The organism is Acinetobacter sp. FDAARGOS_559 (assembly GCF_003940475.1).
In the GTDB taxonomy this organism is placed as follows: Bacteria; Pseudomonadota; Gammaproteobacteria; order Pseudomonadales; family Moraxellaceae; genus Acinetobacter; species Acinetobacter baumannii.
This window is the reverse complement of the sequence record NZ_RKJG01000005.1, coordinates 894,070-920,448: the sequence shown is the minus strand read 5'-3', so window position 1 is coordinate 920,448 and position 26,379 is coordinate 894,070. Positions and strand designations below refer to the sequence as shown.

Annotated in this window: 27 protein-coding genes; 18 read left to right on the top strand and 9 right to left on the bottom strand. The window is 36.6% G+C overall.

Annotated features, from left to right (window positions below):
• Nucleotides 1–8: 8 nt before the first annotated feature.
• Together EGS71_RS05925 and EGS71_RS05920 are read right to left on the bottom strand one after the other, a co-directional pair.
• Nucleotides 9–1,130, bottom strand: a complete 1,122-nt coding sequence (locus EGS71_RS05925; protein ID WP_004736712.1) for a hypothetical protein — start codon at nt 1,128–1,130, stop codon at nt 9–11.
• 117 nt (nt 1,131–1,247) lie between these two features.
• The gene (locus tag EGS71_RS05920) at nt 1,248–2,165 is read right to left on the bottom strand and encodes a LysR family transcriptional regulator (protein WP_000802861.1); all 918 of its coding nucleotides are present in this window, start codon (nt 2,163–2,165) and stop codon (nt 1,248–1,250) included.
• A 97-nt stretch (nt 2,166–2,262) separates the two neighbouring features.
• Here EGS71_RS05920 and EGS71_RS05915 point away from each other — a divergent pair, with 97 nt between their 5' ends.
• The 3 genes from EGS71_RS05915 to EGS71_RS05905 all read left to right on the top strand — a co-directional run bounded on the left by EGS71_RS05915 (nt 2,263) and on the right by EGS71_RS05905 (nt 6,825).
• Nucleotides 2,263–3,645 (top strand): aspartate aminotransferase family protein, encoded by a 1,383-nt coding sequence (locus tag EGS71_RS05915; protein ID WP_085944093.1) that lies wholly within the window; start codon nt 2,263–2,265, stop codon nt 3,643–3,645.
• 110 nt (nt 3,646–3,755) lie between these two features.
• A complete protein-coding gene (locus tag EGS71_RS05910; protein WP_000181279.1) occupies nt 3,756–5,324 on the top strand; it encodes a CoA-acylating methylmalonate-semialdehyde dehydrogenase in 1,569 nt (522 codons plus the stop codon).
• A gap of 103 nt (nt 5,325–5,427) precedes the next feature.
• Nucleotides 5,428–6,825, top strand: a complete 1,398-nt coding sequence (locus EGS71_RS05905) for an amino acid permease (protein WP_001058177.1) — start codon at nt 5,428–5,430, stop codon at nt 6,823–6,825.
• A 147-nt stretch (nt 6,826–6,972) separates the two neighbouring features.
• On the opposite strand, the gene EGS71_RS05900 is transcribed toward EGS71_RS05905, so the two are convergent.
• Complete coding sequence (locus EGS71_RS05900; protein WP_001094391.1) at nt 6,973–7,206, bottom strand: DUF2171 domain-containing protein; 234 nt, start codon at nt 7,204–7,206, stop codon at nt 6,973–6,975.
• Between the two features lie 298 nt (nt 7,207–7,504).
• On the opposite strand from EGS71_RS05900, the gene EGS71_RS05895 reads away from it, so the two are divergent.
• The 6 genes from EGS71_RS05895 to EGS71_RS05870 all read left to right on the top strand — a co-directional run bounded on the left by EGS71_RS05895 (nt 7,505) and on the right by EGS71_RS05870 (nt 11,759).
• Nucleotides 7,505–8,479 (top strand): hypothetical protein, encoded by a 975-nt coding sequence (locus EGS71_RS05895; RefSeq protein ID WP_000931128.1) that lies wholly within the window; start codon nt 7,505–7,507, stop codon nt 8,477–8,479.
• Complete coding sequence (locus tag EGS71_RS05890) at nt 8,467–9,261, top strand: PIG-L deacetylase family protein (protein ID WP_000536980.1); 795 nt, start codon at nt 8,467–8,469, stop codon at nt 9,259–9,261. Before EGS71_RS05895 ends, EGS71_RS05890 begins: the two co-directional genes overlap by 13 nt.
• The gene (locus EGS71_RS05885; protein ID WP_000581928.1) at nt 9,236–9,835 is read left to right on the top strand and encodes a class I SAM-dependent methyltransferase; all 600 of its coding nucleotides are present in this window, start codon (nt 9,236–9,238) and stop codon (nt 9,833–9,835) included. The genes EGS71_RS05890 and EGS71_RS05885 overlap by 26 nt, the downstream gene beginning before the upstream one ends.
• Nucleotides 9,832–10,476, top strand: coding sequence for a glycosyltransferase (locus tag EGS71_RS05880; protein WP_000690471.1), 645 nt, complete (start codon nt 9,832–9,834; stop codon nt 10,474–10,476). Before EGS71_RS05885 ends, EGS71_RS05880 begins: the two co-directional genes overlap by 4 nt.
• Nucleotides 10,477–10,762: 286 nt before the next feature.
• The gene (locus EGS71_RS05875; RefSeq protein ID WP_000721829.1) at nt 10,763–11,125 is read left to right on the top strand and encodes a NirD/YgiW/YdeI family stress tolerance protein; all 363 of its coding nucleotides are present in this window, start codon (nt 10,763–10,765) and stop codon (nt 11,123–11,125) included.
• Between the two features lie 163 nt (nt 11,126–11,288).
• A complete protein-coding gene (locus EGS71_RS05870; RefSeq protein ID WP_001102890.1) occupies nt 11,289–11,759 on the top strand; it encodes an AnBLUF65 family BLUF photoreceptors in 471 nt (156 codons plus the stop codon).
• Here the strand turns inward: EGS71_RS05870 and EGS71_RS05865 are convergent.
• From EGS71_RS05865 to EGS71_RS05850, 4 genes are all read right to left on the bottom strand, one after another.
• Nucleotides 11,756–12,082, bottom strand: coding sequence for a hypothetical protein (locus tag EGS71_RS05865; RefSeq protein WP_000469224.1), 327 nt, complete (start codon nt 12,080–12,082; stop codon nt 11,756–11,758). The two genes, EGS71_RS05870 and EGS71_RS05865, sit on opposite strands and share 4 nt — an antisense overlap.
• A gap of 567 nt (nt 12,083–12,649) precedes the next feature.
• On the bottom strand, nt 12,650–13,255 hold the full coding sequence (locus EGS71_RS05860) for a LysE family translocator (RefSeq protein WP_000429462.1): 606 nt from the start codon (nt 13,253–13,255) through the stop codon (nt 12,650–12,652).
• A 50-nt stretch (nt 13,256–13,305) separates the two neighbouring features.
• Nucleotides 13,306–14,142, bottom strand: coding sequence for an AraC family transcriptional regulator (locus EGS71_RS05855; RefSeq protein ID WP_000097865.1), 837 nt, complete (start codon nt 14,140–14,142; stop codon nt 13,306–13,308).
• 158 nt (nt 14,143–14,300) lie between these two features.
• A complete protein-coding gene (locus EGS71_RS05850) occupies nt 14,301–15,449 on the bottom strand; it encodes an alpha/beta fold hydrolase (protein ID WP_000054920.1) in 1,149 nt (382 codons plus the stop codon).
• A gap of 360 nt (nt 15,450–15,809) precedes the next feature.
• Between EGS71_RS05850 and gltS the strand changes: the two genes are divergently transcribed.
• The gene (gene gltS, locus EGS71_RS05845; protein WP_000397471.1) at nt 15,810–17,045 is read left to right on the top strand and encodes a sodium/glutamate symporter; all 1,236 of its coding nucleotides are present in this window, start codon (nt 15,810–15,812) and stop codon (nt 17,043–17,045) included.
• A gap of 52 nt (nt 17,046–17,097) precedes the next feature.
• On the opposite strand, the gene EGS71_RS05840 is transcribed toward gltS, so the two are convergent.
• The gene (locus EGS71_RS05840) at nt 17,098–18,000 is read right to left on the bottom strand and encodes an ATP-binding protein (RefSeq protein ID WP_000423651.1); all 903 of its coding nucleotides are present in this window, start codon (nt 17,998–18,000) and stop codon (nt 17,098–17,100) included.
• Between the two features lie 96 nt (nt 18,001–18,096).
• Here EGS71_RS05840 and EGS71_RS05835 point away from each other — a divergent pair, with 96 nt between their 5' ends.
• Nucleotides 18,097–18,795, top strand: a complete 699-nt coding sequence (locus EGS71_RS05835) for a FadR/GntR family transcriptional regulator (RefSeq protein WP_000572515.1) — start codon at nt 18,097–18,099, stop codon at nt 18,793–18,795.
• 27 nt (nt 18,796–18,822) lie between these two features.
• A complete protein-coding gene (locus tag EGS71_RS05830; protein WP_000637306.1) occupies nt 18,823–19,014 on the top strand; it encodes a hypothetical protein in 192 nt (63 codons plus the stop codon).
• 68 nt (nt 19,015–19,082) lie between these two features.
• On the opposite strand, the gene EGS71_RS05825 is transcribed toward EGS71_RS05830, so the two are convergent.
• Entirely contained in the window at nt 19,083–19,721 is a 639-nt protein-coding gene (locus EGS71_RS05825) for a TetR/AcrR family transcriptional regulator (protein WP_000590088.1), read from the bottom strand.
• Nucleotides 19,722–20,304: 583 nt separating this feature from the next.
• On the opposite strand from EGS71_RS05825, the gene csuAB reads away from it, so the two are divergent.
• The 6 genes from csuAB to csuE all read left to right on the top strand — a co-directional run bounded on the left by csuAB (nt 20,305) and on the right by csuE (nt 26,326).
• Nucleotides 20,305–20,841, top strand: a complete 537-nt coding sequence (csuAB, locus tag EGS71_RS05820; protein WP_000790104.1) for a Csu fimbrial major subunit CsuAB — start codon at nt 20,305–20,307, stop codon at nt 20,839–20,841.
• A 74-nt stretch (nt 20,842–20,915) separates the two neighbouring features.
• Complete coding sequence (csuA, locus tag EGS71_RS05815) at nt 20,916–21,464, top strand: Csu fimbrial biogenesis protein CsuA (RefSeq protein ID WP_000577006.1); 549 nt, start codon at nt 20,916–20,918, stop codon at nt 21,462–21,464.
• Between the two features lie 5 nt (nt 21,465–21,469).
• Nucleotides 21,470–21,988 (top strand): Csu fimbrial biogenesis protein CsuB, encoded by a 519-nt coding sequence (gene csuB, locus EGS71_RS05810; RefSeq protein ID WP_000876479.1) that lies wholly within the window; start codon nt 21,470–21,472, stop codon nt 21,986–21,988.
• Nucleotides 21,982–22,815 carry a Csu fimbrial biogenesis chaperone CsuC gene (csuC, locus tag EGS71_RS05805; RefSeq protein ID WP_004712917.1) on the top strand — a complete coding sequence of 278 codons (834 nt, stop codon included), beginning with the start codon at nt 21,982–21,984 and terminating at the stop codon, nt 22,813–22,815. Before csuB ends, csuC begins: the two co-directional genes overlap by 7 nt.
• Nucleotides 22,812–25,310, top strand: coding sequence for a Csu fimbrial usher CsuD (gene csuD / locus EGS71_RS05800; RefSeq protein ID WP_000603306.1), 2,499 nt, complete (start codon nt 22,812–22,814; stop codon nt 25,308–25,310). Before csuC ends, csuD begins: the two co-directional genes overlap by 4 nt.
• A complete protein-coding gene (gene csuE, locus EGS71_RS05795) occupies nt 25,307–26,326 on the top strand; it encodes a Csu fimbrial tip adhesin CsuE (RefSeq protein WP_002016113.1) in 1,020 nt (339 codons plus the stop codon). The genes csuD and csuE overlap by 4 nt, the downstream gene beginning before the upstream one ends.
• Nucleotides 26,327–26,379 lie beyond the last annotated feature (53 nt).

Sequence of the window (26,379 nt, the reverse complement as noted above, 5' to 3'; positions counted from 1 at the left end):
TTTAAATTTTACTTATAGTAAGTTTGGATTTGGGCAACAAGAAAGTCATAACTTGCTTTATTGTATAAAGCAAATTCACTTTTTGATTGGTAGTTAGTATTCCATGTAGTTGGTGGTGCTCCATATGTTTCAGAGATAACATTGCCTTTAACTTGCCATTCCCCATCGTAAATTTTACCATTCATTTCAATGGCTGGATCTTTACCATTGTCAAAAATTGGGTTACCTGCACTATCTACAAAATAAGTCACTTTATAGCCAGCAACAGTATCAAATTTATAATTAAAATTCGGATAAAGTTTTTGTTGCCATTCAGCTAGAGTTTTGAAATCAGTGAGTGAGCTATCAAATAAATAAAATTCTGTATTGTTATAAATAACAGACTTTGGGACATAAACAAAAGAGCCACTTGGGAAAGTTGCATTACTATTTACTAAATTTGCAAAGGCTGTTTGATTATCTTTAAGAATACGAGAAAATTGATCACTAATATAAATATAGTCTGAATGTTTTGGTATTGAATTTATGATATTAGGAGGGAAAATATCAGCTACTTTTTTACCAGAAACATTAATTTTCTCATAATCGAAACTAACATTATCTGAATTTAAGCTACAACTATCATTAAATTGAGCAGTCGTAATTTGTGAACCTTGTGAGGCAACAATATAGCCCTCAGGCCAACCATTATTTTGCTTTTGATAAGTCTTTTTAGTGAAAAGGCCAAAAGAGTTAAGGTCATAAGTTTGTACAACATCTTCAGCTAAACTACTTTCAATTTCGTCAGCGGTTACATTATAAATTGCTTTTGGTGATGAATATATCATCTGCCCATTTCTTTGAAATTCATCTGCATACAATTGTCTTATAGTAGTGAAGCTATTGCCTGTAGGTATTTGCTTATAATTGTATGTAAGGGAATATAAGGGCTCATCAAAAATTGTATTTGTTGAAAGTGTAGAGTTGAGTAGAATCCCTCGATTACACTTTAGAGTATTGGTTTCTTGTGGAGATTGTTCTTTAGTTTGGGATGATAGATTCTCTGTATTATTAGTGCTTGAACTACTTCCTCCACAACCAGTTAATATAATAAATAAAAGAGAGGCTGTTAAATTTGAAATTTTTTTCATGAATAGACCTTATGTAGTTATCTCTAATGTGAAATAAAAATTATATATTTTTATTAATAAAAATAGGAGATTAAATTATACTAATAAATATAAATTCTACTGAAATATTTGGTACTTTTAATTGTTAGCTATTCGCTTCTCAAGCATTTCCATAAAGGTTTTTAAAATATTATTGTGATTTTTACCCTTATGAGTAATTAAGCATATAGGGGTGCTGTAGTGCATTTTATCTTTTAAAATAGGTTGCATAACACCATCTTCAACCCATTTTTTTGCATAGTGGTCGGGTAAAAAACCTAAAAATTTTCCGGTTAAAATGAGAAAGGCAATACCTTCGCGGTCACTTGCCGTCGCTTTACAATCTAAAAGCTGATGCAATTTGGCTGCTTCCGAGGTAATTGCATAATTAGGAAGAATGGCTTGCCATTTTTTTAATTCATTTAAATGAATGTTGCTACATTGGTTAAATAAAGGATGATTTTTGCCGCAATATAAAAATGAACTTTCACTATATAAATCGAAATAGTCTAAACCAGACAAAGGCGTAACAAGGGGGATAACACCTGCGTGCAAACGGTTATCAAGTACACGGCACTCAATATCTGAAAGGGTGCTCATACTGATATTAATAATAACCTCGGCATGTTCCTCGGCAAGTTGTGTCAAGGTGTTGGTGATATAGCCTCTAGGCATAGTCACAAGGTTGTTAATAATGCCGATATTAAATTCACCCTTAAGACGGTTATGCATTTGATTGACTTTAGAACGGAAGTCTTCAATGGCTGCTGTCAGCACTTCGATATATTCTAAAATTTCCCGTCCTTCATCGGTCAGGGCAAAGCCGGCACGGCCACGTTGGCACAGCCGAATGCCCAGACGATTTTCTAAATCACTCATATGCAAACTAATTGCAGAGCGGCTAATACCTAAAATACTTTCTGCAGATGTAAAGCTGTGACAGTCGCAAACCGTTTTAAATATTTTGAGAAGTTTTATATCAAAATCAGTAACTTGATTTAATTTTTTAGGTTTCATTTAGTTTTGTTTTTTTAAATCTAAACTCAAGATAATTTGAATTTATCAAACTTATCTCGCTATGTACACTCAAACCATAATTTGAAAATAAACAGGAATGGTTATGTTTGATACGGATAAATTCAGCGACTCTGAACATACTTTGGACGCGGTTCAAACCAATAATAATATGCACATAAATTATCAGGCACACTGGATGCCTTTTTCAGCAAACCGAAACTTTGCTAAAGACCCACGTATGATTGTGGGTGCCAAAGGATCGTACCTAATTGATGATTCTGGCCGTGAAATATTCGATTCACTTTCAGGCTTATGGACGTGTGGTGCAGGTCATAGCTTGCCTGAAATTCAACAAGCGGTAAGTGCTCAATTAGGTCAGCTCGACTACTCACCAGCGTTCCAGTTTGGTCATCCGCTTTCTTTTAAGCTGGCAGATAAAATTGTTCAGCATATGCCTGGAAAACTACAACACGTTTTCTTTACCAACTCAGGTTCGGAGTCGGCAGATACGTCTATAAAAATGGCACGTGCCTATTGGCGCATTAAAGGTAAACCAAGTAAAACCAAATTGATTGGTCGCGCCCGTGGCTATCATGGTGTGAACGTTGCAGGGACAAGTTTAGGTGGGATTGGCGGCAACCGTAAAATGTTTGGACAACTTATGGATGTAGACCATTTACCTCATACTTTGCAACCTGATTTAACTTTTACCAAAGGCTGTGCAGAAACAGGCGGGGTAGAACTTGCCAATGAAATGCTTAAGTTAATTGAGCTACACGATGCTTCAAATATTGCAGCCGTCATTGTGGAGCCTATTTCTGGTTCTGCGGGTTGTATTGTGCCGCCAACAGGCTATTTACAACGTTTAAGAGAAATCTGTGATGAGCATGACATCTTGTTAATTTTTGATGAGGTGATTACAGGTTTTGGGCGTTTAGGAACGTGGACGGCGGCAGAATATTTTGGGGTAACACCAGATATTTTGAACTTTGCGAAACAGGTGACCAATGGTGCTATTCCTTTAGGTGGAGTGGTGGCAAGCCATGAAATTTATTCTGCCTTTATGCAGCAGGACCTACCCGAACATGCCATTGAATTTACCCACGGCTATACCTATTCGGCACATCCGGTTGCTTGTGCTGCCGCTTTAGCTGCGCTTGAAATTTTAGAGAAGAAAAACCTGCTGGCTCAATCGGCAGCGTTGGCACCAAGTTTTGAAAAAATGCTGCATGGTTTAAAAGGCGCACCGCACATTTTAGACATTCGTAACTGTGGCTTGATTGGTGCTTTGCAGTTAGCTCCGCGTGATGGTGATGCCACCATTCGAGGCTTTGAAATAGGTATGAAACTCTGGAAAGAAGGTTTCTATGTTCGCTTTGGTGGCGACACGCTTCAGTTCGGTCCAATGTTTAATAGTACAGAAGCAGATATTGACCGCTTAATGAATGCTGTAGGCGATGCGCTTTATCAAGTGAATTAAGCTTTATTAGGCATTTTACCGAAGTCTGTAATGTCAACAGACCCATCTTCAAAATCTAAATGAAAAATACAGTTTGATCTGAAAACTAATTGTAGTAAGGAGTAACAACAATGACAAATGGCCTAGAAGATTTTAGCTATGACGAAGTTTCAACTGAAAATAGTACGCATAGTGAACAAGCCAAAAAAGTGCTAGGGCATTTCATTCAAGGAAGAATTGTATCTAAAACGGCAAGAAAACAGCCAGTTTACAATCCTGCGACGGGTGAAATTAGTAAAGAAGTCGAAATTGCAGATGCACAAACGGTAAATGAAGCAGTTCAGGCGGCCGAACAAGCATTTCCTGCATGGCGAGATACACCGGTCATTAAACGTGCACGTGTCATGTTTAAGTTCAAACAATTATTAGAGCAAAATGCCGAAAAGATTTGCGCTTTGATTGGGCAAGAGCACGGTAAAATTTCTCATGATGCTCAAGGCGAACTGCAACGTGGTATTGAAAATGTTGAATATGCTTGCGGCGCACCGGAGCTTTTAAAAGGGGAATATTCAAAAAATGTCGGACCAGATATCGACTCATGGAGTGAGTTCCAGCCGTTAGGTGTTGTTGCTGGAATTACACCGTTTAACTTCCCGGCCATGGTGGCGTTATGGATGTTCCCAATGGCACTGGTTTGCGGTAACTGCTTTATTTTAAAACCTTCTGAAAAAGCACCTTCTGTGGTTTTATACCTTGCAGAATTATTAAAACAGGCAGGTTTGCCTGACGGCGTGTTTAATGTGGTGAATGGTGACAAAGAGGCGGTAGATGCCTTATTGCACCATCCTCGTATTCAGGCAGTCAGCTTTGTGGGTTCAACACCAATTGCTGAATATATTTACCGTACAGCGACTTCAACGGGCAAACGTTGTCAAGCATTAGGCGGTGCAAAAAATCATGCGATCATTATGCCTGATGCCGATATTGATAACGTAGTGACTTCATTATTAGGTGCAGCTTTTGGCTCTTCTGGCGAACGTTGTATGGCACTTTCGGTTGCGGTTGCCATTGGAGATGAAGTTGCCGATGTTGTGATTGATAAGCTGACTCAGGAAATGAAAAAATTGAAGTTCGGCAACTATGCAGATGCAAGCAACGACTTTGGACCACTTATTACCCAAGCGCATAAAGACAAAGTGCAGGCTTATATTCAAAGCGCAGAGCAGCAAGGCGCAAAAATTGTGGTCGATGGCCGCGATGCAAAACCGGCAGGCTATGAAAAAGGTTTCTTTGTTGGGCCAACTTTAATTGATCAAGTCACACCAAACATGACCAGTTACCAGCAAGAGATTTTTGGTCCTGTGTTGCAAGTTATGCGTGTAAATACCATGCAAGAAGCGATGCAACTCATTAATGACCATGAATATGGTAACGGTACTTGTATCTATACCCGTGACGGTGAGGCAGCACGCTATTTTAGCAGTCATATTCAAGTCGGTATGGTGGGTATTAATGTGCCTTTACCAGTACCTGTGGCTTATCATAGCTTTGGTGGCTGGAAACGTTCGTTATTTGGTGATTTACATGCGTATGGTCCAGATGGTGTCCGTTTTTACACACGCCGTAAAACCATTACACAGCGCTGGCCTTCGGCTCAAGTCCGTGAAGCAAAACAGTTCTCAATGCCAACTTTAAATTAATTATTGCAACAAGGGGAAAACATTAGGTTTTCCCTTTTTCATAACATAGGATTTTGAACATGTAATAGATTGTTTTTATGGATATATTTTTAAGGAATGAAATATGAATAATGATAGAACAAAAAAATTAGGCGAAGGACTTTCAAATCGCCATATCACAATGATTAGTATTGGCGGTGTTATTGGTGCAGGTTTATTTGTCGGTTCATCTTCTGCAATTGCCAAAGCAGGCCCAGCGGTGATTCTTGCGTACCTGATTACCAGCATTATGGTTTTTCTGGTTATGCGTATGTTAGGTGAAATGGCCGTTTTAGAGCCAGATACTGGTTCCTTTTCTACCTATGCCCGTAAAGCCATTGGCCCGTGGGCAGGCTTTACCATTGGTTGGTTATATTGGTGGTTTTGGGTACTTGCGATTCCGGTAGAAGCCATCGCAGGTGCTGAAATTTTACATTCGTGGTTTCCGAGCGTTTCGGTTTCTATCTATGCATTTTGCTTTATTGTGTTCTTAAGCTTAGCCAACTTTTTTAGTACCAAAAGTTTTGGTGAGCTTGAGTTCTGGTTTTCTTTGGTCAAAGTGGTAGCCATTATTGGTTTCATTATTATTGGTATTTTGGCAATTTCAGGTATTTGGCCTTTAGCTAAAAATGTCAGTGGTGTTGCCAATTTATACAACAACGCTGGTTTTATGCCGCACGGTATGGGAGGAATTTTATCTGCCATTTTAATTACGGCATTTTCATTCTTTGGTGTGGAAATTGTTTCGATTGCCGCAGCAGAGTCATCTAACCCTAAACAAAAAATTAGACGTGCCACCAATTTGGTGTTGTACCGTATTATTCTTTTTTTCGTGGTCTCAATGTTTATTGCGGTTTCACTTGTCGATTGGCGTTCACCGGACTTACAAAAGTACGGGACATTCCAATACGTTTTAATGAGCTTAAACGTACCAGGCACTAAACTTATTATTGATACGGTCGTGTTTATCGCCGTGGCGAGCTGTATGAATGCGGCAATTTATACGTCTTCTCGTATGTTATTTCGTTTGGGAACACGTAATGAAGCACCACAGGCAGTCACTAAAGTGAACTATGCCGGTGTACCGGCAATTGCGGTGTTTTCCTCAACTTTTATTGGTTTAGTATGCTGTGTCATTAACTATGTATTTCCTGGAAAAGTCTTTGGCTTATTGCTCTCAAGCACAGGGTCAATTGCTTTACTCGTGTACTTGGTTATTGCGTTTTCGCAACTACGTTTAAGACATAAGCTAGAAGCGGCTGGAGCGGAAATTCCATTTAAAATGTGGTTATTCCCATGGCTGACTTGGTTTGTGATTATCATTATTTTAAGTGTATTGGCTTATATGTTCTTCTCACCAGCCTATAGTTATGAAACGACTCTATCTTTAGGTGTAACCTTAGGTGTGGTGGTTTGCGGTTTGTTTGTGACCCGAAAGCGTAAAGCAACCCGTTCGGTTGCGATCAATCAGAGTAATTTATAAATATTAAATTAATTTTTAACCATATAAATAAAAAGCTCCTTAATAAAAAGGAGCTTTTTACTTTTTTTAATTCTAATTATTTTATTTTAATTGTAGTTGGATTTTTATAATAATATAAAGAGTTAAAAGCTAACTGAGCAAAGATGTTTAAATCGCTTGCCAGTTTTCTTTAACTTCTTCTGAGTTTTTATTTAAAATGACTTGATCTTCTTTTACCTCACCAATCCAAGAAGTAGGGATAAGATGATGTTGATCATTTTCATCTTTGGTGAGTTTTAACTGATTTTCACCTTCAAGATGATCGACAGTTCCTACTTTGGTGCCACAAGAAGCAATAACGTCTGCATGTTTTTTAATATCATTAATATTTAAAGTATTCATCTTTGACCTCTTCTTTGGAAATAGAAAAACGGTAGAAACTAAATTACTGGATAAAACGGCAGAAATCCTTAATTTTTAATAAACCTTACATGATTATTTTATAATTTCACTTAAGCGATATATTTAGGTAACAATGAAATAAAAAGAAATATTCCTTGAATAAAGTTATATAAAATATCTTTTTATTACATTTTATATCTTTAATTAAACAGAATTATTTCGATATGTTTAAGTGAATACTTTTGAATAATTATTTGTAATGAATATTAAAATATCTATAAATATGACAATCTTGAGTATGTTGAATGAATTTGAACATGCTCAGGCCGAAAACAAAAGTCAGCTCCGCCAAGATTTACTCTACCAATTGGTAAGTTTATCTAAAAGTTTGCCTTATCCAGCTTCAGGTCATACCTATCAGCGATGGCAATTATTTGCTCAAATTGCAGGGTATGATTTAAGTCTCGCTAAATTATTTGAGTCACATCATGATGCTTTAAGTATTCTAAATGAATTGGGCTATCAAGACGAAATCGATGATCAGATTTGGGCGGTATGGGCAGCAGAGGGTGGTCCGGCACCTGTACAGGTCCAGAACAATCACTGTAATGGCATAAAAACCTGGTGCTCAGGTGCAGAGTTTATTCAAAAAGCCCTAATGAGTTATAAGGACAAAGAAGGCCAAGCACAGCTTTGTATCGTTGATTTGGCTCATCCCTCTGTTCATGTTGACTTGAGCCACTGGCAAGCAGTCGGTATGCAGGGAACCCAAACAGCTCAAGTGCATTTTGACAATACTCCTGTTATTCCTATCGGACTGCCAAATTGCTATTTGGAGCGTCCGGGTTTTTGGCATGGTGCTGCTGGTGTTGCGGCTTGTTGGTATGGTGCCGCGGTACGCTTGGTTAGCTTCTTACATAAAAGTTGCACCCTTAACCCAAACGCATTTAAAAAAATGTATTTAGGGCAGTTGGCTCAACAGCTCTCTGTAACCAAACAGTATTTTCAATATATTGCCAAGCTCATTGATGATGAGCCTGCGCTCAGCCATGAGCGTGAAATCCGTATATTACGTGCCCAAACAGAACAATGCTGCCAGAGTGTTATTCAACTCGTTGGTAAAGCTTTGGGCGCGCGTCCTTATTGTGAAGAGCCTACATTTTCACAGCTCATCGCTGATTTACCAGTATTTATCCGACAGAGCCATGCGGCTTTTGATTATGAGTCTATTGCTGAGCTCTGTTTACCGGAGAAAAGCTTATGGGAACTTTGAAGCATCCCTTAGTAGAGGACCGTATGATTTCAGGTGAAGGCACACCCGAATTCATGTGGCTTGAGGCATTTAAAAAAAATCCTTTAGATCGGCTGAATTTAAAGTTGTTTCAGTCTAAAAGAGTGGTGATTGTTGCTCCGCATCCTGATGACGAAGTGCTGGGTTGTGGCGGTTTAATGCAGCAGCTAGTCGAGCAAAACTGCCATATTGTCATTTTGGCAGTCAGTAATGGAACACAAAGCCATCCTCATTCAGTGAAATATACTCCTGACCAATTGAACGATTTACGTCCGCAAGAAACACTGGCTGCTTTAAATACTTTAGGTATTTCAGCTTTTTCTGAACGGATTGGTTTAAATCTAATGGATGGTCAAATTCATTTACAGACTGATCAATTGAATCAGGCGCTTAGCCAAATAGTTCAGCCCGAAGATATTTTAATTTGTAGCTATGCACTTGATGGCCATCCAGATCATGAGGCGGTCGGGAAAACAGTACAAGCTTTTGCCGAAGCTCGGGACTTACTATGTTTGCATGTATTGATTTGGGCATGGCATTGGGCAGAGCCTTTTGACACACGAATTAACTGGTCCAAAGCAAAAGCTTATGCCTTAACTGAAAACCAGTTAATTAAAAAACATCAGGCGGTTATGCAATTTAAAACACAACTTGAAGCCGATGAGAGCACAGGAAATTCCGCCGTTTTATCCTCAAGTGCGATTAGCCGTCTTTTAATGCCTTATGAGGTATATCTGAGTGATTCATTCTCGTGTGTATTTTGAAGAGTTGTATCGTAGTAATAATGACCCATGGGGCTATGACTATCACTGGTATGAAGCCCGTAAAAGACAAATCTGCCTTGCATTATTAACGCGACCACACTACGAAAGAGTTTTAGAAATTGGTTGTTCAAATGGGCATTTAAGTGTTTATCTGGCTCAGCGCGCTGCTCGTCTGTTATGTATTGATGTGTCGGAGCAAGCCGTTCAGCTCGCATCCCAACGGTTAGAAGCATTTGAACATGTGACTGTTGAAAATAGAAAAATACCTGAAGATTTTTATGAACTAAAATTTGACCTGATTGTAATTAGCGAAGTGGCGTACTACCTCACATTCGATGAGTTAGGTGAGTTTATTGAACAGTTAAAACAGGCCTTAAACCCGGAAGGGGAAATTTTGTGTTGCCATTGGCGACATGATATTCAAGATTTTGAATTGAATGCCCAAAAAGTCCATCAAAGCTTTCAACAATCTTTTCCATTTCATCACTATTTAAGTCTGAACGATCCGGACTTTATGGTCGATGTTTGGACGGTTAATCCTTCATCAATAGCTCAGCGAGAACAATTACGATGAAAATAGGTGTTGTAGTTCCAGCGCATAATGAAGAGCAACATTTGCCCGCCTGTTTGCAATCAATTCAGGAGGCGATTGAAAAAGTACCGGATGAACAAGTCGAGGTTATGGTTGTACTTGATAGTTGTACGGATCAGTCGCGCTCAATTGTACAGCGCTACGGAGTAAGCTGGATTGAATGTAATTATGCATGTGTCGGAAAGGCACGGGACTTAGGTATCCGCCAACTTATTCAAAACGGCGCAACTTGGCTGGCTTGTACAGATGCTGATAGTGTGGTCAGCCCTGACTGGTTACGCTGCCAGATTTTGCATCAACCTACAGATGCAATTTGTGGCATTGTGACTTTAGATGACCTTAGCCGTTTATCAGTTATGAAACAAAAAAAATATTTATCGCATTATCAGGATTGTATGAATCATCACCATATTCATGGCGCAAATTTAAGTTTTAGTGCTGCTGCTTATATGCAAGTAGGCGGTTTTGAACCTGTTCCTTGTCATGAAGATATTTCACTCATTCAAAAACTGATAAGGCAGTGCTGTAATATTACATGGAGTAATTTAGTCCGAGTAACTACCAGTAGTCGACTCGAAGGAAGAGCGCCGGAAGGTTTATCAAAATTTTTAGAAAATCTTTAATTAAACTTATTTTCTTAAGATTATTTTAATAATTAAAATATATTCTAAACTCAGATCCTCTGTTATATATAGTAGTTTAGTGTTCATTGAGCTATACCTTTTTGCCACATCACCCGATGTGGTTTTTTTTCATTATGACCATACAAATATCTAGGCCAACGCAAAGACCTTCTCAACAATAGTGCTGTATATCTGACACGATGACACAAAAAATCACAAAAGCTAAAACTCACGGTTTTCACAAATTGTTTAGATAGCTATAGATAAAATAACGAGGAGAACATTCATGAAAAAAATATTATTTACCACACTCACTGGACTTGTTTTATTAACTAGTAGTGCAGCATTTGCAAGAACAGATCCCACTTTACTTAATCAAGCAGCAAAAAATGTAGTCACTGTTTCAAAAGCTAAAACTTTAGCTGATGAAACAGGAGTAACCTTAACTGGTACTATCGTTAAGCATATCGCTGGCGACCATTATGAATTTAAAGACAAAACAGGTTCAATCGTGATTGATGTCGATGATGATTTGGCAAATGGTTGGCAGTTAAAGGTTGGAGATAAAGTGCGTATTGTAGGTGAGGTTGATACCCACCGCGTTAAACCGACTGAAATTGAAGTATTACAAATTGAACGTGTTAACTAATTTTTCATTTTAAATAAAAAGCTCGAACTAGATTCGGGCTTTTTTATTGAAATAAGCAAGCTTATAAATTTTTTATAATAATGAAATATAAAGTATTTTAAATAAAGGTATGTTAAGTTGAAAATTCCATTAATAATGAAATTTTATATTTCACGGAAGTCTTATGAACGTTCGCCTGTGTTATGCCAGCCAACGAAATGAAAAAAATGAAGATTTGCTACAAGATTTACGTGATATTCTGACAGAAGCTCGTGATTTCAACGATTTAAACGGGATTTGTGGGGTGCTTTATTATGCCGATAATGCATTTTTTCAATGTCTAGAAGGCGAACAAGAGGTCGTTGAAAGATTATTTGAAAAAATTCAAAAAGATCAAAGGCATTATAATATTAAATGGTTATGCACATACTCCATTGATGAACACTCTTTTCAGCGTTGGTCAATGAAATACGTGCAGCGTAATACAACTATTGAAGCTTTCTTTCTTAACATGGGAGAGAATACCTTTAACCCGCTTTTGCTGAACCAGCAAAACCTCAAATTTTTCTTAAATGAACTCTTAATTGCAGAGCAAACTAAGATGAATACGGTTAAAAAAGTTGGAATGGTGAATCGGGGAGTAAACCCGTTCTAGCTATTAGATGCAATACCGATATGGATGTGTTTGAGTTTAGGTACGATTTGTGTCATGACTAAATAGACAATTACTGAAATCGACAGCATCCATATCACTTCTAAACTTTGACTAATCACAAACATTGCCCAGTAAAAAAAGCTAAAAAGGGCAATACACAGTCCGCTTCCTTTGTAGTACCAAGTAATAAATATTCCAAAGAGCGCTGAAGAAATGATGAGATTTAGTGTCTGATTCATTCCTAGATAGTTAAAAAGAATAATTAGTAAGCATAAAGCTAACATTGATAGTAAATATACAAATATATTTTTTGCAATAAACATTCTTTATATCCTATCTGAAGATTTAAAAAGTAATCTTTCCTCTGTTTCCAGAGGAAAGATAGTACATATTCATTTTTTGAGATTCTTTTTCTATTATTGAGACTTTTTATATTAATAAAGATGACTTTATCATTTTCTCCAGATCTCTTTATTAATATTCAGCTTTCTATTTAATAGTAAAGAGTGCTTATATGTACTGAAATTAATTATAGGAAAAACAATCAATTATGTTGTAAGTTTTGGCTTACATAATTGTGAGACATTGCCTACATTTGTATAAAAAATAACCTAATTTTACAAAGTTGTATGAATAAAAATTTATATTTTACATATGTTTATTTAAAATTATTGTTGGGATGGTCTTTACATAAATAACAAAAAGTAACATCAGATATTCAATTATTATTTTTAAATAAAATTTGATGAATTAAAAATATTATTATTAAAAAGTTGGTTAATATGAGTTTTTATAATTTGTATAATGGGAAGTAATAATTTGAACTTATAAATTTAAAATATGTTTGTTAAAAATAGATTTCCTTATCTATTTTGATTAGATTTTGATGATCAAAATATAGAGAACATGGGCCACCAGACCGAGGCTAGTAATATAATAGCCATTATTTTGTTAAAAATATTTATATGCTTGGGTTTTGAAAGAAGCCGAGTACTTAGTCTGCCTACTAAGGCCCATAGGTAGAGACAAGGAAATGCTATAAGTAAAAAAATGCAGGATAAAATTGAGACATTTATCAAGATATCTTGTCCCTGTTTTGTATAGACGCTAATAACTGCAAAAGCCATCATCCATGTTTTAGGATTAATCGCTTGCATTAAAAATGCAGCTTTAAAACCAATAGGAGGGTATTGTTCATTTTTTTCTAAAGAGATAACAGGATTGTAGTTATATAGTTTCCAAGCTAGAACAGTAAGCCAGATTAAACCACCCCATGTCATAATTTTTTGAATAACAGGGTAAGCCAGAATAGTGGAGCCAAGGCCAATACCAACCACTAATACAAGTAAGGCCGCTCCAATACAAGAACCTAAAATAACGGGAAGTGTTTTAGAAATTTTATAATGACTACTTAAACTTAAAATTATAAAGTTGGTCGGGCCTGGAGTAATTGAGGCAACAATTGCAAATAATGAAAATGCAGTAAGGTTTTCCATCTTGTCTACCTTAGTTAATTGGGAGAGACAAGATGAAATAATTAAGATTTTTAATCTTGAAGATTTGTGCAGATTTTTCTGTAAGCGGCTGGTGTTAGTCCATAACAGCGTTTAAACCAACGACTTAAATGACTTTGGTCTGAAAAACATAAATCAGAAGCAACTTGTGCTGGAGAAATACTTCTAGCGAGTAAATCACGTGCTCGTGTAAGTCTCAGTTGAATAAGATATTGATGAGGAGCTAAATGAAAAGTGGATTTAAAAATACGGTGAATATGGTAACGGTCTAGTCCCACCATACGTGATATATCTTCTAACCCAATATCTTCAAATAAATGATCATGCAGAATATCTCGGATTTGATGGGCGATCTGGGGAACATGAATACAAGAAGATTGAGAAGCTTTTTTTAACCATTTACCTTGGGCAATATATTGAATAAGCACATCTAGACTATTGTCTTTCACAATATTCATTTCTTTATAGTGTAAGTGTCGAAATGCTTGCGAAGTAATGATTGCAAGTTGATCATCGGATTTTAATGGCGCATCAATCACTAGTTCGTAATGATCGGGGCTGTTGTGAAACAAACCTTGAAGGCGTTGCTTTAACCATTCTGGATGTAGATAAAGCATTTGGTAGGTAAAACCATCAGATGCAGGCGCATGTCCATCATGAATTTCTTCTGGCTCAAGCATAAAGACTTGCCCAGCATGACTATTGATTTGCTTTTTACGGCAATGAAATTGTTGAATGCCAGATTCAGTTACACCAATTAAATAACTTGAATGCCAATGGGGATCATAAGCATGGCCAGTAAAATGAGCACGGATTGTTTCGATACCCGTATTGGTATCTTTTGAAATATCCACCCAGTTACTACTCATAAGCACTGACCTATAAACTTTTAATTTTAGTCCCCTGAAACAATATAAAAGAGATAAAAGTAGTTCTAGAAGATTTGTGCAAAAACTTTAAAAATTTAGTGTGCATTAAAACCAGCCTAAGGTTTAACAGGCTGGTTTTTCATTAACGTTTGAATTGATTAATCTGAACGCGTAGCCAGCCAATTACTCATTTCAGGCCAAACAGAGGTCGGAGCTTGGCTACCGGACACTACGCCCATATGGCCGCCGGGCACAGTTTTGAATGTTTTATCTTGGCTACTAATTAAATCCATAAGGGGCTTAACAGCATCGGCGGTCACAATAATGTCTGTATCTCCACCTACAGCCAACACTGAACAATCAATATCTTTTAAATAAGCTGTAAGTTCCCCAAATTTGATTACACCTGTTGAGAGTTCATTATCAATCCAGAAACGTAAAATAATGTCGCGCATAACGCCACCCGGATAGGCCAGCATATTGTCGATAAATGAACTAGAGGTAGCGTGGTCAACAATAAATTCTCGGTTATCCAGATTTTTAAGAAGTTGCCAATAGGTTTTTAAATTGCCAATGGGGTCCGTTAATTTAAAACCGAGTGTGTTTTGCCATCCATGAATATGAAACACTTCACTTGGTACATGTTGGCGAATACGAAAAGGCGTATGCTTACGGACCCACTGTGCAGGTTTAGTCAGACTTCCATAGAGCTTACCCATATAACCTGCTTTATGTGTGTCGATCGGGGAAGCAAGAATCATCAGATTCTTAATATTTTTATCTTTAAATAACGCGGTATAGCAAAGTGAAAGTGCGCCGCCTAAGCTCCAGCCATGTAATGAAAGCTGTTGTTGCCCATTATGTATACGGACCTGCTTTAACATTTCAGGCATAAAGACTTTTACGTAGGTGCCAAAATTGTATTTGGCTTGATTGCGGGTAGGTACGCCCCAGTCTATTAAATAAACTTCGAAGCCTTGATCTAAAAAATAACGTATGAGACTGCGGGTAGGGAACAAATCGTAAATGAGCATGTTCACAGCTAAAGGTGGAACAATCACTAACGGCACACGGTGTTTGGCTGATGCTTCTGTCTCATTTCTATAATGGCGAAGGCTTATAATTTCATGCTTATAAATTACATCAAAAGGTGTTTTTCCTGACAGGGCAATTTCCGACCCTCTAAAAAACAGATCTGATGCATTGGAGAGCATGTGAGGTATTTTCTGACCAGCACGCTTTTTAAGAGATGTTTTAATCGACTGTACCTGTGGAACATTCTGTCGAACTTTAAGCAATAAACTCATTGAATATAAAACCTATAAAGATGTTGCCCAGAGCAAATAACGAGCTGGTCTTTTGCGGATATTAAAGGGAATAAAAGATGAGTTCAGTGACCTAAAAGACAGGATTTTCTGTTTAAGAGATCAAAGTGAAGTTATACTAAATTAATGATTTCTTTACATAAGATTTTGAAATGATTGATAAATTAAATAATAGGGTATGATTTTGTATAAAATATTTAAAAATTTAAGCTATTCTTAAGAATAGTAAAAATTTATTGGTAGAGTAATTTTGTAAAGTTTATTTGTGTTTTTTTTACATATTAAAAAATAAAATATAATTATTTTACAATCCGTTAGGAATGTAATCAGAAAGTAGTATATATGGAATTTGTTTTTAATGGTTTTTATACACTAATTTCGGCGGTCATCGTTCTATTGTTGGGTCGCTTTCTTGTCAATCGGATTGATTTTTTAAAACGTTATAATATCCCTGAACCAGTAGCAGGTGGTTTGGTCGCTGCGGTAGTTTCTTTACTTGTCCACACTTTTTGGGGATACAGTATTGTTTTTAGTAGTGAATTACAAACTAGCTTTATGCTCGTGTTCTTTGCTTCAATTGGTTTAAGTGCCAATTTTATGAAGCTTAAAGAGGGTGGTACTGCTTTAGTCATCTTCTTAATTTGTGTAGCCTCATTTATTGTTGTTCAAAATGCTGTCGGTATGAGCCTTGCAACCTTATTGGGTCTAGACCCACTTATTGGTTTGATTGCAGGTTCAATTACATTAACCGGTGGTCATGGTACAGCAGGTGCGTGGGGTGAAATTCTAGAAAGCCAGCATGGTATTCAGGGTGCTTTAGCGTTAGGTATGGCAAGTGCTACGTTTGGCTTGATTATTGGTGGTGTTATTGGTGGTCCTTTAGCCAAATTGCTCATTAATCGTTATAGCCTTGCTCAAGCAAAAACCAATGCTGAGATTCAGCAGCGTGACACGCATGTTGAACAAAATTCAGATGATCTTGCACCGTTTGAAAACCCGCATCAAGTTCGTTTAATTACTGCCGACAATGCAATTACCACGCTTGGTATGTTTGCAGCCTGTTTAGCATTTGCTGAATTTATGACTGGCTTCAGTAAGGGAACTTGGTTTGAGTTACCAACTTTCGTTTGGGCGCTTGGTGGCGGTGTAATCTTAAGAAATATTTTAGAAAGCGTGTTGAAGGTTGATATTTTTGACCGCGCGATTGACGTTTTTGGTAATGCGTCTTTATCTCTTTATTTAGCAATGGCATTGCTTTCGTTAAAGCTTTGGCAACTTGCTGACTTAGCAGGTCCACTTGTGGTTATTTTAGGTGCTCAAACACTGACTATGGCTTTATATGCAGCATTTGTGACTTTCCGTGTAATGGGGAAAAATTACGATGCGGCAGTATTGGCAGCAGGTCACTGTGGTTTCGGTATGGGGGCTACACCAACCGCCGTTGCAAATATGCAGGCGATTACCAATATGTATGGCCCATCGCATAAAGCATTCTTAATTGTTCCGCTTTGTGGTGCATTCTTTGTCGACTTGATTAATGCAACTGTGATTCAGCTTATGTTGAAATTTATTGCTTAATTAAAAAAAGCCCGTAAGGGCTTTTTTTATGGGGCATTTTATAGCCAACAACTTAAACCGTTAAATCTGCTGCACTTAGCATTTCTTGGCCCACAATCATTTTGGCAAATTGATTGGCAATTCTTCCTGAGCGGTTGCCTTGCTGAGTTGCATATTGAATAGCTTTTAACTGAATCGTTTCCCAAGTTTCACGTTGTTGCCATTTGTATTCATTTAGCCAGTATTGAACTGTTTTTAAATACTCTTGTTGGCTAAAGCCATAGAAATTAATTTGTAAACCAAATCTGTCTGCTAAAGAAATCTTTTGTTCAATGCTATCGCCTGGGCGTAATTCGCCATTTTCCCCGACATTTAACTCGGTATTATCTTTATTGTATTCGGCCACCATATGCTTTCGATTTGATGTCGCATAAATGAGTGTATTGTCTGAACTAGAGGCCAGTGAACCATCTAATACAGTTTTTAAAGTTGCGTAACTTGAGTCACCGGCTTCAAAGGCCAAGTCATCACAAAAAATGATAAAACGCTCAGTACGGTCTTGTAGTAAGTTAATAATCTTAGGCAAATCTTCTAAATACTTTTTCTCAAGTTCAATCACCCGAAGACCTAAGTGGTGATATTCATTTAAACAGGCTTTTACAATAGACGATTTGCCTGTACCACGTGAGCCTGTCAAGAGTACATTATTTGCCAACAAGCCTTTTGCAAAAGCTTCAGTATTTAACTTTACTTTGGTGAGTTGGCTGTCGATATTGCACAGATGATTAAAAGAAATGAGTTGAGGTTTGCGGATCGCGACGAGCGAACCTTTGTTATTTTCTCTTTCCCATCTAAAGGCAATTGCCTCATCTAAGACATCTACAGAAATTTCTTGGGTTTTAGAAATTTTTTCGACTGCTTGAGTAAGCTTTTGAATTTCAAAAATAAGATTTGAAATTGTCTGACTTAATTCCATGAGCTCAACCTTTAAAAATGCATGAAAGAGAAATTGAACAATTAAACATAGGATGATAGTATCACCGTATGTTTAAGATTACTAGTACCAATTTTAATGATTGAGCAAATTCAAAAAAGATCTCTGGTAGATGAAGTGATTCATGTCATACGTCAGAATATTAAAAATGACATTTGGAAAGTAGATGAGAAAATTCCGACTGAACCTGAGCTTGTTCAAGGTTTGGGTGTGGGTCGAAACACCATTCGTGAAGCAATTAAAATTTTAGAATATTTAGGTGTTTTAGAAGTCAAACAGGGGCTGGGTACTTTTGTACGTACGAAGAATGACTTTTCGATTGTGATTAATTCAATTCATCATTCTGATTTATATGAACACGTAGAAGTACGATGTTTATTAGAAATCGAAATTGCTAAATTAGCCGCTAGACATAGCACGCCTGAAGATATGCGCGATGTTATAGCGTGTTTAGAAGATAGAGCAGCAACAAATCAACAAGATGTTGCTAACTTCATGTTAAGTGATAAGAAACTACATTTGGCAATTGCCAAGGCGACTCATAATAAAGCTTTACAGGCAACTTATGAGTATTTCTTAAACTCAAGCTATCAATACACCTTAGAGCTAGTGACTAATAAAAATTTACCTGACCCAAACCAGCAAATACATAGTGAACTTGTTCAAGCTATTCAACACAAGTCTGAGTCAGAAGCCATGCGAATTGCGGAGTCTATGTTGGCGCCCATATTACGTTCGTTAGATTCAATTAAAGCTGACTTTGTCCAAAACCACTAAATAGCTAGATCAAGTACTATGAGTTTTATGATTGTTTCGAACAACTTTGCTGTTCCTTACTATTTAAACGTGAGGAAAGAAAAGGGAATGACGGCCTATTATTGGGCAACTCATCAATCTCAGTTAGCTCTATTTGACTCTTACGAATTGGCTTATCGCTTTTACTTTCCATCTCGACATATTTTGATTCGAAGTGAAATTAAAGCTTTCGCACAGTAATATAATAATTGAGTACAACACCACCATATATTAAAAACATAGGAGAACTGGCTCCTATGTTTTAAAATTTATGGTTCACTGACTAATCTTAATATATTTTTTAACAGTATACTTCTTAAAAATTCTTTATAACTTTCATCTGTATTTTTGTTCGAATGTTGAACTAAATATCCATTAAGTTGAGTGATTATAATAATGGCTCTTTCTTTATATTCTTCTGAAGATATTTTATTATGAATGGGTAGGATGATTTTATAGATAAGTTCGAGATTATACTTTTGTATGATTGACAAAGCTTCATATACATAGGGCAAATGATCTGAAATAGAGAAAAACTCTTTAAATGCATTTGTGATGATCGGTTGCTCTATTTCATAAATTATATTAGTGATAATATTCATAAACCGAATTAAAGGTGGTTCATTTGCATTCAAATTAATTAAAATTTCAATACGCTGTATATAGTCACAAATTAATTTATTAAGTAAAGCTTTTAATAAAATATCTTTATTTTGAAAATAATGTTGCAAAGTACTTAAACTAATATTTGATTGAGTTGCAACTCCTCTCATACTAAATCCGGAATAACCTTTAGTAAGAAAAACTATTTCAGCATTTCTTAAGATCTGCTTTATTCTTTCTTGCCCTTTTAGAGTGGTAAAGGACTTCTTTATTTGCATAGTATCAAAGGTATCAATTTTGATCATTATCCAGCCTGTAAGTACTATTTAAAAAAAGGCATTCTAAACCATGAAATTAAAAAAATATAAATAAAATATTTAAATTCTATTAAACTAAAATTAGGTCGAACGACCTATATTTTTTAAATCTAGGTCATTCGACCTAATTAATGGTTAAAAAATGGGTCAAATGACTTATTTTTATTTCTTTAGGTAGGGTTAAAATAGGTCATGTTACCTATTTTAATAAAAACAAATAATACTTGTTTTTGTTGTGTGTATAAATAATTGTATTTGAATAATTATTTAAAAAGTATGATCGTTAAAAAGATAATTTCTTTTTCTAATTTTTAGCCATTTTAATAAAGTAGGGGTGGGTATTTAATTGGGAGTTTTTGTAAGATTAAAAAAATTGATTTTAAATAACTCAACATAGTCTTTTTGTAATATGTGTATACAAGTTAAATAATTGTTATTAAATTGTGAAGAGAATCACACAATAGTAAAAGGTAGTTTGTTTTATATATAAAACAGATTAGCCATATTTTATTTGTCGAGTTTGATTCATTTTGTTCTACAAATCTAATCATTATATATGTAGGTTATGAATATGAAAAACATTCAGAAATCACTTCTTGCAGCATTAATAGTTGCTGGTTATGCGGTAAATACTCAAGCAGCTGTTACTGGACAGGTTGACGTTAAATTAAATATCTCAACAGGCTGTACTGTAGGTGGTAGTCAAACTGAAGGAAATATGAACAAGTTTGGTACTTTAGATTTTGGTAAAACTTCCGGTACTTGGAATAACGTATTAACTGCTGAAGTTGCTTCAGCAGCAACAGGTGGCAATATTTCTGTGACTTGTGACGGAACAGATCCTGTTGATTTTACAGTCGCAATTGACGGTGGTGAACGTACAGACCGTACTTTAAAAAATACTGCTTCTGCTGATGTAGTTGCATATAACGTTTATCGCGATGCTGCACGTACAAACCTTTATGTTGTAAACCAACCACAACAGTTCACTACAGTAAGTGGCCAAGCTACTGCTGTACCAATTTTCGGTGCAATTGCTCCAAACACAGGTACACCAAAAGCACAAGGCGATTATAAAGATACTCTATTAGTCACTGTAAATTTCTAAATATAAAAAAGAAATAATTAATTGAGTAGCAGGTTTGCTCAAATATGAGTAGACCTGTTTTAAATGGAGGGAAGATGATATTCAATCGTGGTTCGGCATTTATAATTTCTTATTTTTTAATTTCTTTAGTAAATGCAGGTGAAATTGGAGCTAAATTAACTAGTCAAATTGAATTATTGCCTTCTTGTTCTGTTAATAATAATGTTGTAGAAAATAATGCAGCAAATTTAAATTTTGGAACTATAGATTTTGGTGAAGCTACCACAGCTTTTAAAGGGGTTTTAGACGCTAGTTTAGTTAATAATGGTAATTCAGGTTTTCAGATCGAGTGTGCAGGTATTTCAACTGTAAAAATAATATTTGGAGCAGGAAATAATGATAGTAATATTCCAGCTTCATTTTCACAAAATTATTATCATGCTTTAAGTAATGGTAGAGATTTTATTGCTTATAACTTGCTCTATGGTTTAAATAAACAAGTCATTAAAGCAAATGAAGCTTTTATTCTTAATGATATGAATAATAAAAAGAATATCGATATTTTTGGTCAAGCAGCCCATGATGGTAGTCGTATATCTAGGGGTGAATATAAAGATATAGTACCAATTACGATTGAGTTTTAAGAAAAATGAAATACTTATATTTTAAAGCAATATTTTTGCTATCTGTTAGTCAATTTATATATGCAGCAGATCCTCAGCTCAATTCAAGTTTTAAAGTACAAGCTAAAATTGAAAATGGCTGTTCAATAGATAATATTGAGCAAAACATGGATTTTGGTAAATACTCTGCTTTATCAAAAAATAAAGTAATGACTAATGTTATTAATAGCAAAGGTTCTTGGAATATCCGTTGTACGGAAAGTTTACCTGTAAGTATTTCTATAGATGGTGGTGAAAACCTTCAAAATAATACAAGACGTATGAAGAATGGTTCATCCCCTAATTATTTATCTTACAAACTGTATAACTCTAGCAGTTTATCTAATGAATATATTGTAGGTAATAAATATTTATTGCCTACTACAACACCTACAAACCGTCTGGCAAATTTTGAAATATATGGTGTCGTTGATTTAGAAAATAATAATGAACCCCATACGGCCGGAATTTATAAAGATACTGTTTCAATAATGATTACATGGTGATTTGTATGAACAATTCTGCATTTATTAAAAATGGCATTTTAAAATCTTTTTTATTTGCAAGTACATTATCACTTGTTACACCTGTGATGGCACAAGCAACTTTTCTAATTTGGCCGATTTATCCAAAAATAGAAGCCAATGAAAAGGCAACTGCGGTTTGGCTTCAAAATACGGGTAAGACCGATGCGATGGTGCAAATTCGGGTGTTTAAATGGAATCAAGATGGCTTAAAAGATAACTATAGTGAGCAATCAGAAATTATACCAAGCCCGCCTGTAGCCAAAATTAAAGCAGGCGAGAAGCATATGCTTCGCTTAACCAAAAGCGCCAATTTGCCGGATGGCAAAGAGCAGTCATATCGTCTGATTGTAGATGAGTTGCCAATTCGACTTTCTGATGGCAACGAGCAAGATGCTTCTAAAGTAAGTTTCCAAATGCGTTACTCAATTCCATTGTTTGCTTATGGGAAAGGAATTGGCAGTGGATTAACCGAAGAAAGTCAAAAACTTAATGCAAAAAATGCTTTAGCAAAACCGGTTTTGCAGTGGTCAATCCGCAATAATCAACAAGGCCAGTCTGAGCTATATCTTAAAAATAATGGTCAGAAGTTTGCCCGTCTTTCGGCACTGAAAACTTCAAAAACAGGTAATGATATCTCTTTAGGAAAGGCTGCTTTTGGCTATGTTTTATCAAATAGCACTGTAAAGTTTGCTATTGATCAGTCAACGGCACATGAGTTGTCAAAAACATCTAAAATTTATGGTGTAGACAGTTCTGGTATTAAACAAGAATTGATCGAAATCACCAAAATGGAGGATCCATCATGATCCTTCGGCATAATAATTTATGCAAAAGTATTTTGCTGATTTTATTGTCGGGTGGATGTTTAAATATTCCAAATACTGTGTTCGCAGGCGATTTGCCTCCACCACCAAGAGACATTAATGAAATTAATCAACTTTTTAAACTGTACCTAGATTTGGTTGTGAACCAATATTCAGTCCAGCAAGTTGTGCCAGTGATTGTGAAAAATGATGAGTACTTCATACAAAAAAAGAAGCTGATTGATGAATTAGAAATTAAGATCCCTCAAGAGTTATTAACAAACACTGACACATCTTTATCTAATCAAGATGTTTTGACCTTGGGGTTTAGTGGTGACGCGAGTGATTGGATATCTTTAGATAAATTAAAAGATGTAAGTTATGAATATCAATCTTCGAACCAATACTTTAAGCTCAATTTTCCGCCCGCTTGGATGCCCACTCAAGTTTTGGGTAAAGACTCATGGTATAAGCCGGAAGTCGCTCAGTCTGGTATAGGGCTGCTCAATAACTATGATTTTTATACATATAGACCCTATCAAGGCGGTTCAACCAGTAGTTTATTTACTGAGCAGCGTTTTTTCTCTCCGTTAGGGGTCATTAAAAACTCTGGTGTCTATGTCAAAAACCAATACAAAAATGAAGGTAACGCCGAGTCTGTAGATAATGACGGCTATCGTCGTTATGACACATCTTGGCAGTTTGATAACCAAAAGAATGCTACATCTTTTTTATTGGGTGACATTATTACCGGTAGTAAAACGACGTGGGGAAGTTCTGTTCGACTAGGCGGTTTTCAGGTACAGAGAAACTATTCAACCCGACCGGATTTAATTACCTATCCATTGCCACAATTTATTGGGCAAGCCGCGTTGCCAAGTACAGTCGACTTAATTATTAATGGGCAAAAAACCAGCTCAACAGAAGTACAGTCTGGACCGTTTATTTTAAATAATGTTCCTTTTATTAACGGTAAAGGGGAAGCCGTTGTGGTTACGACTGATGCAGTCGGGCGTCAAGTCACAACATCGGTCCCATTTTATATTTCTAATACTTTGCTCAAGCCCGGCTTATTTGATTACTCATTGTCTTTAGGAAAAATTCGAGAAGACTACGGACTTAAGAATTTTTCTTATGGAAAATTTGCAAGTGCAGCTGATGCCCGTTATGGGGTAAATGACTGGCTGACTGTAGAAGGACGCACCGAACTTTCTTCAGATTTACAGTTATGGGGTGCTGGGTCTGTACTCAAGCTTGCAAATTTAGGTGTGCTGAGTGCCTCTTTTACCCAAAGTAAAGCCGACAAATCTATGTCTGAAGATCGAACGAAAGACTTGGAAGGTAATCAATATACAGTTGGATACAGCTATAACCGTAATCGGTTTGGTTTTAGCATTAACCATAACCAACGTGATGATGAATATACTGACCTTTCACGGCTGCAATATAGCAATTTAATTTCAGTTAATAGCAATAAAAGCCTAACGGCCAATACTTACTTTGCCACTAAAAACTCAGGAACTTTTGGCGTTGGTTATATCAATACCAAGGCGAATGACTTCAAAAATCGCTTTTTAAACTTGTCTTGGGCGCCTGTTTTACCGACTTATATGAATGGTGTGACTGTTTCATTAAGTGCCAACCGTGATTTCATCGAAAAAGAATGGAGTGCTGCATTTCAGCTTTCGATACCGTTGTTTCAGCGAAACGCGACTGTTAACTCAGGTTATGCGTTTAATAAGCAGGGCGATACTGGCTACGTTAACTTCAACCGCTCTGTTCCATCTGAAGGTGGTTTTGGTGTCGATTTAACCCGACGCTTTAATGAAAATAGTGAAGATTTAAATCAGGCACGCGTCAATTATCGCAACAGTTATATTAATACTGACTTTGGTCTGTCTGGAAACCATGACTATAACTACTGGTTTGGCCTATCCGGTTCCCTAATTTATATGGCAGGTGATTTATTTGCTTCAAACCGATTAGGTGAATCTTTTGCATTGATCGATACAAACCAAGTGCCTGATGTTCTGGTCAGATACGAAAACAGTTTAATTGGCCGCAGTAATAAAAAAGGCCATATTTTTGTGCCATCGGTAACACCTTATTATTCGGGTAAATACAGCGTCGACCCAATCGACTTACCTTCAAACTTTACAATCACACAAGTTGAACAACGGATAGCGGCTAAACGCGGTTCGGGCGTTGTGATTAAGTTCCCTGTTCATCAGTCTATTTCTGCAAATGTCTATTTGACTCAGGCAGATGGCAAACCTGTGCCGGTAGGGTCTGTAGTACATAGAGCTGATCAAGAGTCTTCTTATGTGGGAATGGATGGCATTGTCTATTTAGAAAATTTAAAACCGAATAACACCGTAACGGTTCAGCGTTCGGACCAAAGTATTTGTAAAGCAGATTTTTCTGTAGATGTAGAACAAGCCAAGCAGCAGATTGTGGTGGTTAAACCTGTTACTTGTCACGAGGTATCTTTGCCATGAATATAAAAACAAAAAAATTACTCAGACATTTATGCATGTTCTCTGGACTGATATTGACGGGAAATTTGGCTCATGCTGCATGTAGCGTGAGCGCTTCAGGTACATCCTCTATTTCGGTCCCGTCTATTTACTTAATGGAAAACGGTGAAAACTCATCACAATTTAATTCGGGTTTGTCGTGTACGGGTTTTAGCTTGGCTTTAGCAAACATGACCTACCTAAAATATCGGGTCGAGCAAATGTCGAATTCATTTACCAATGCTCAGACCGGAGAAAAACTTAACGCCATTATTTTAGACAGTAACAATGAAATCATTAGTTTAGGTCAAGAAAAAGATATGAGTAGCTTTACGCTGGTCAATCTTTTTAGCGGGCCTGATGGCAATTTACCTTTCTACATACGGCTTCCGGCTGGGCAAAGTGTATCGCCGGGTGTTTATCGAGCCGACTCACCGTTAAAAGTAAAATGGTTCTATTCTGTGCCCGCAGTTGCGATTGTGGGAATCGGTGCCTTCTTTGAGAGCCCTGGGTTTAAACGTGGGGTATTAGGTATTGGTTTTAACTGGGGAAGTGGGGCAGACTCGCTTGGTTCACTCTCAATTACTGTACTGCCAGACTGCCGAATTTTAGCTCAAGACGTAAACTTTGGTACGGCGGCGTTTGCTTCCAAGCTTGAACCTGTTCAGTCGTCTATGGGAATACGTTGTTCGGTAAATACACCATATTATGTGAGTTTAAATAATGGACTTTCCCCGCAAAACGGCAACCAGCGAGCTATGAAGTCACAAACGGGAAATACATATTTAAAATACGATATTTTCAAGAATTCATCGAATGACCGATGGGGAAGCGGTAACGAGCGTTGGTCGAGTTTAAATGCAACGATTAATCCAGGCGTACATAATGGAGTAACGCAGCAGAATTATGTGTTTACCACGAAAATTGTGGATGAAAACGCAGACACGATACCAGCGGGAACTTATCAAGATACGGTCACGGTACAAGTCGAGTTTTAAAAGCTGTTTTATATAGAAGATAAAAGCTCAGTTAAAGGGCTTTTATCTTTAAC

Excerpts from the sequence above, each read along its gene's own strand:
- EGS71_RS05925 (WP_004736712.1), bottom strand. The coding sequence starts at position 1,130 with ATGAAAAAAATTTCAAATTTAACAGCCTCTCTTTTATTTATTATATTA.
- EGS71_RS05920 (WP_000802861.1), bottom strand. The coding sequence starts at position 2,165 with ATGAAACCTAAAAAATTAAATCAAGTTACTGATTTTGATATAAAACTT.
- EGS71_RS05915 (WP_085944093.1), top strand. The coding sequence starts at position 2,263 with ATGGTTATGTTTGATACGGATAAATTCAGCGACTCTGAACATACTTTG.
- EGS71_RS05910 (WP_000181279.1), top strand. The coding sequence starts at position 3,756 with ATGACAAATGGCCTAGAAGATTTTAGCTATGACGAAGTTTCAACTGAA.
- EGS71_RS05905 (WP_001058177.1), top strand. The coding sequence starts at position 5,428 with ATGAATAATGATAGAACAAAAAAATTAGGCGAAGGACTTTCAAATCGC.
- EGS71_RS05900 (WP_001094391.1), bottom strand. The coding sequence starts at position 7,206 with ATGAATACTTTAAATATTAATGATATTAAAAAACATGCAGACGTTATT.
- EGS71_RS05895 (WP_000931128.1), top strand. The coding sequence starts at position 7,505 with ATGTTGAATGAATTTGAACATGCTCAGGCCGAAAACAAAAGTCAGCTC.
- EGS71_RS05890 (WP_000536980.1), top strand. The coding sequence starts at position 8,467 with ATGGGAACTTTGAAGCATCCCTTAGTAGAGGACCGTATGATTTCAGGT.
- EGS71_RS05880 (WP_000690471.1), top strand. The coding sequence starts at position 9,832 with ATGAAAATAGGTGTTGTAGTTCCAGCGCATAATGAAGAGCAACATTTG.
- EGS71_RS05875 (WP_000721829.1), top strand. The coding sequence starts at position 10,763 with ATGAAAAAAATATTATTTACCACACTCACTGGACTTGTTTTATTAACT.
- EGS71_RS05870 (WP_001102890.1), top strand. The coding sequence starts at position 11,289 with ATGAACGTTCGCCTGTGTTATGCCAGCCAACGAAATGAAAAAAATGAA.
- EGS71_RS05865 (WP_000469224.1), bottom strand. The coding sequence starts at position 12,082 with ATGTTTATTGCAAAAAATATATTTGTATATTTACTATCAATGTTAGCT.
- EGS71_RS05860 (WP_000429462.1), bottom strand. The coding sequence starts at position 13,255 with ATGGAAAACCTTACTGCATTTTCATTATTTGCAATTGTTGCCTCAATT.
- EGS71_RS05855 (WP_000097865.1), bottom strand. The coding sequence starts at position 14,142 with ATGAGTAGTAACTGGGTGGATATTTCAAAAGATACCAATACGGGTATC.
- EGS71_RS05850 (WP_000054920.1), bottom strand. The coding sequence starts at position 15,449 with ATGAGTTTATTGCTTAAAGTTCGACAGAATGTTCCACAGGTACAGTCG.
- gltS (WP_000397471.1), top strand. The coding sequence starts at position 15,810 with ATGGAATTTGTTTTTAATGGTTTTTATACACTAATTTCGGCGGTCATC.
- EGS71_RS05840 (WP_000423651.1), bottom strand. The coding sequence starts at position 18,000 with ATGGAATTAAGTCAGACAATTTCAAATCTTATTTTTGAAATTCAAAAG.
- EGS71_RS05835 (WP_000572515.1), top strand. The coding sequence starts at position 18,097 with ATGATTGAGCAAATTCAAAAAAGATCTCTGGTAGATGAAGTGATTCAT.
- EGS71_RS05830 (WP_000637306.1), top strand. The coding sequence starts at position 18,823 with ATGATTGTTTCGAACAACTTTGCTGTTCCTTACTATTTAAACGTGAGG.
- EGS71_RS05825 (WP_000590088.1), bottom strand. The coding sequence starts at position 19,721 with ATGATCAAAATTGATACCTTTGATACTATGCAAATAAAGAAGTCCTTT.
- csuAB (WP_000790104.1), top strand. The coding sequence starts at position 20,305 with ATGAAAAACATTCAGAAATCACTTCTTGCAGCATTAATAGTTGCTGGT.
- csuA (WP_000577006.1), top strand. The coding sequence starts at position 20,916 with ATGATATTCAATCGTGGTTCGGCATTTATAATTTCTTATTTTTTAATT.
- csuB (WP_000876479.1), top strand. The coding sequence starts at position 21,470 with ATGAAATACTTATATTTTAAAGCAATATTTTTGCTATCTGTTAGTCAA.
- csuC (WP_004712917.1), top strand. The coding sequence starts at position 21,982 with ATGGTGATTTGTATGAACAATTCTGCATTTATTAAAAATGGCATTTTA.
- csuD (WP_000603306.1), top strand. The coding sequence starts at position 22,812 with ATGATCCTTCGGCATAATAATTTATGCAAAAGTATTTTGCTGATTTTA.
- csuE (WP_002016113.1), top strand. The coding sequence starts at position 25,307 with ATGAATATAAAAACAAAAAAATTACTCAGACATTTATGCATGTTCTCT.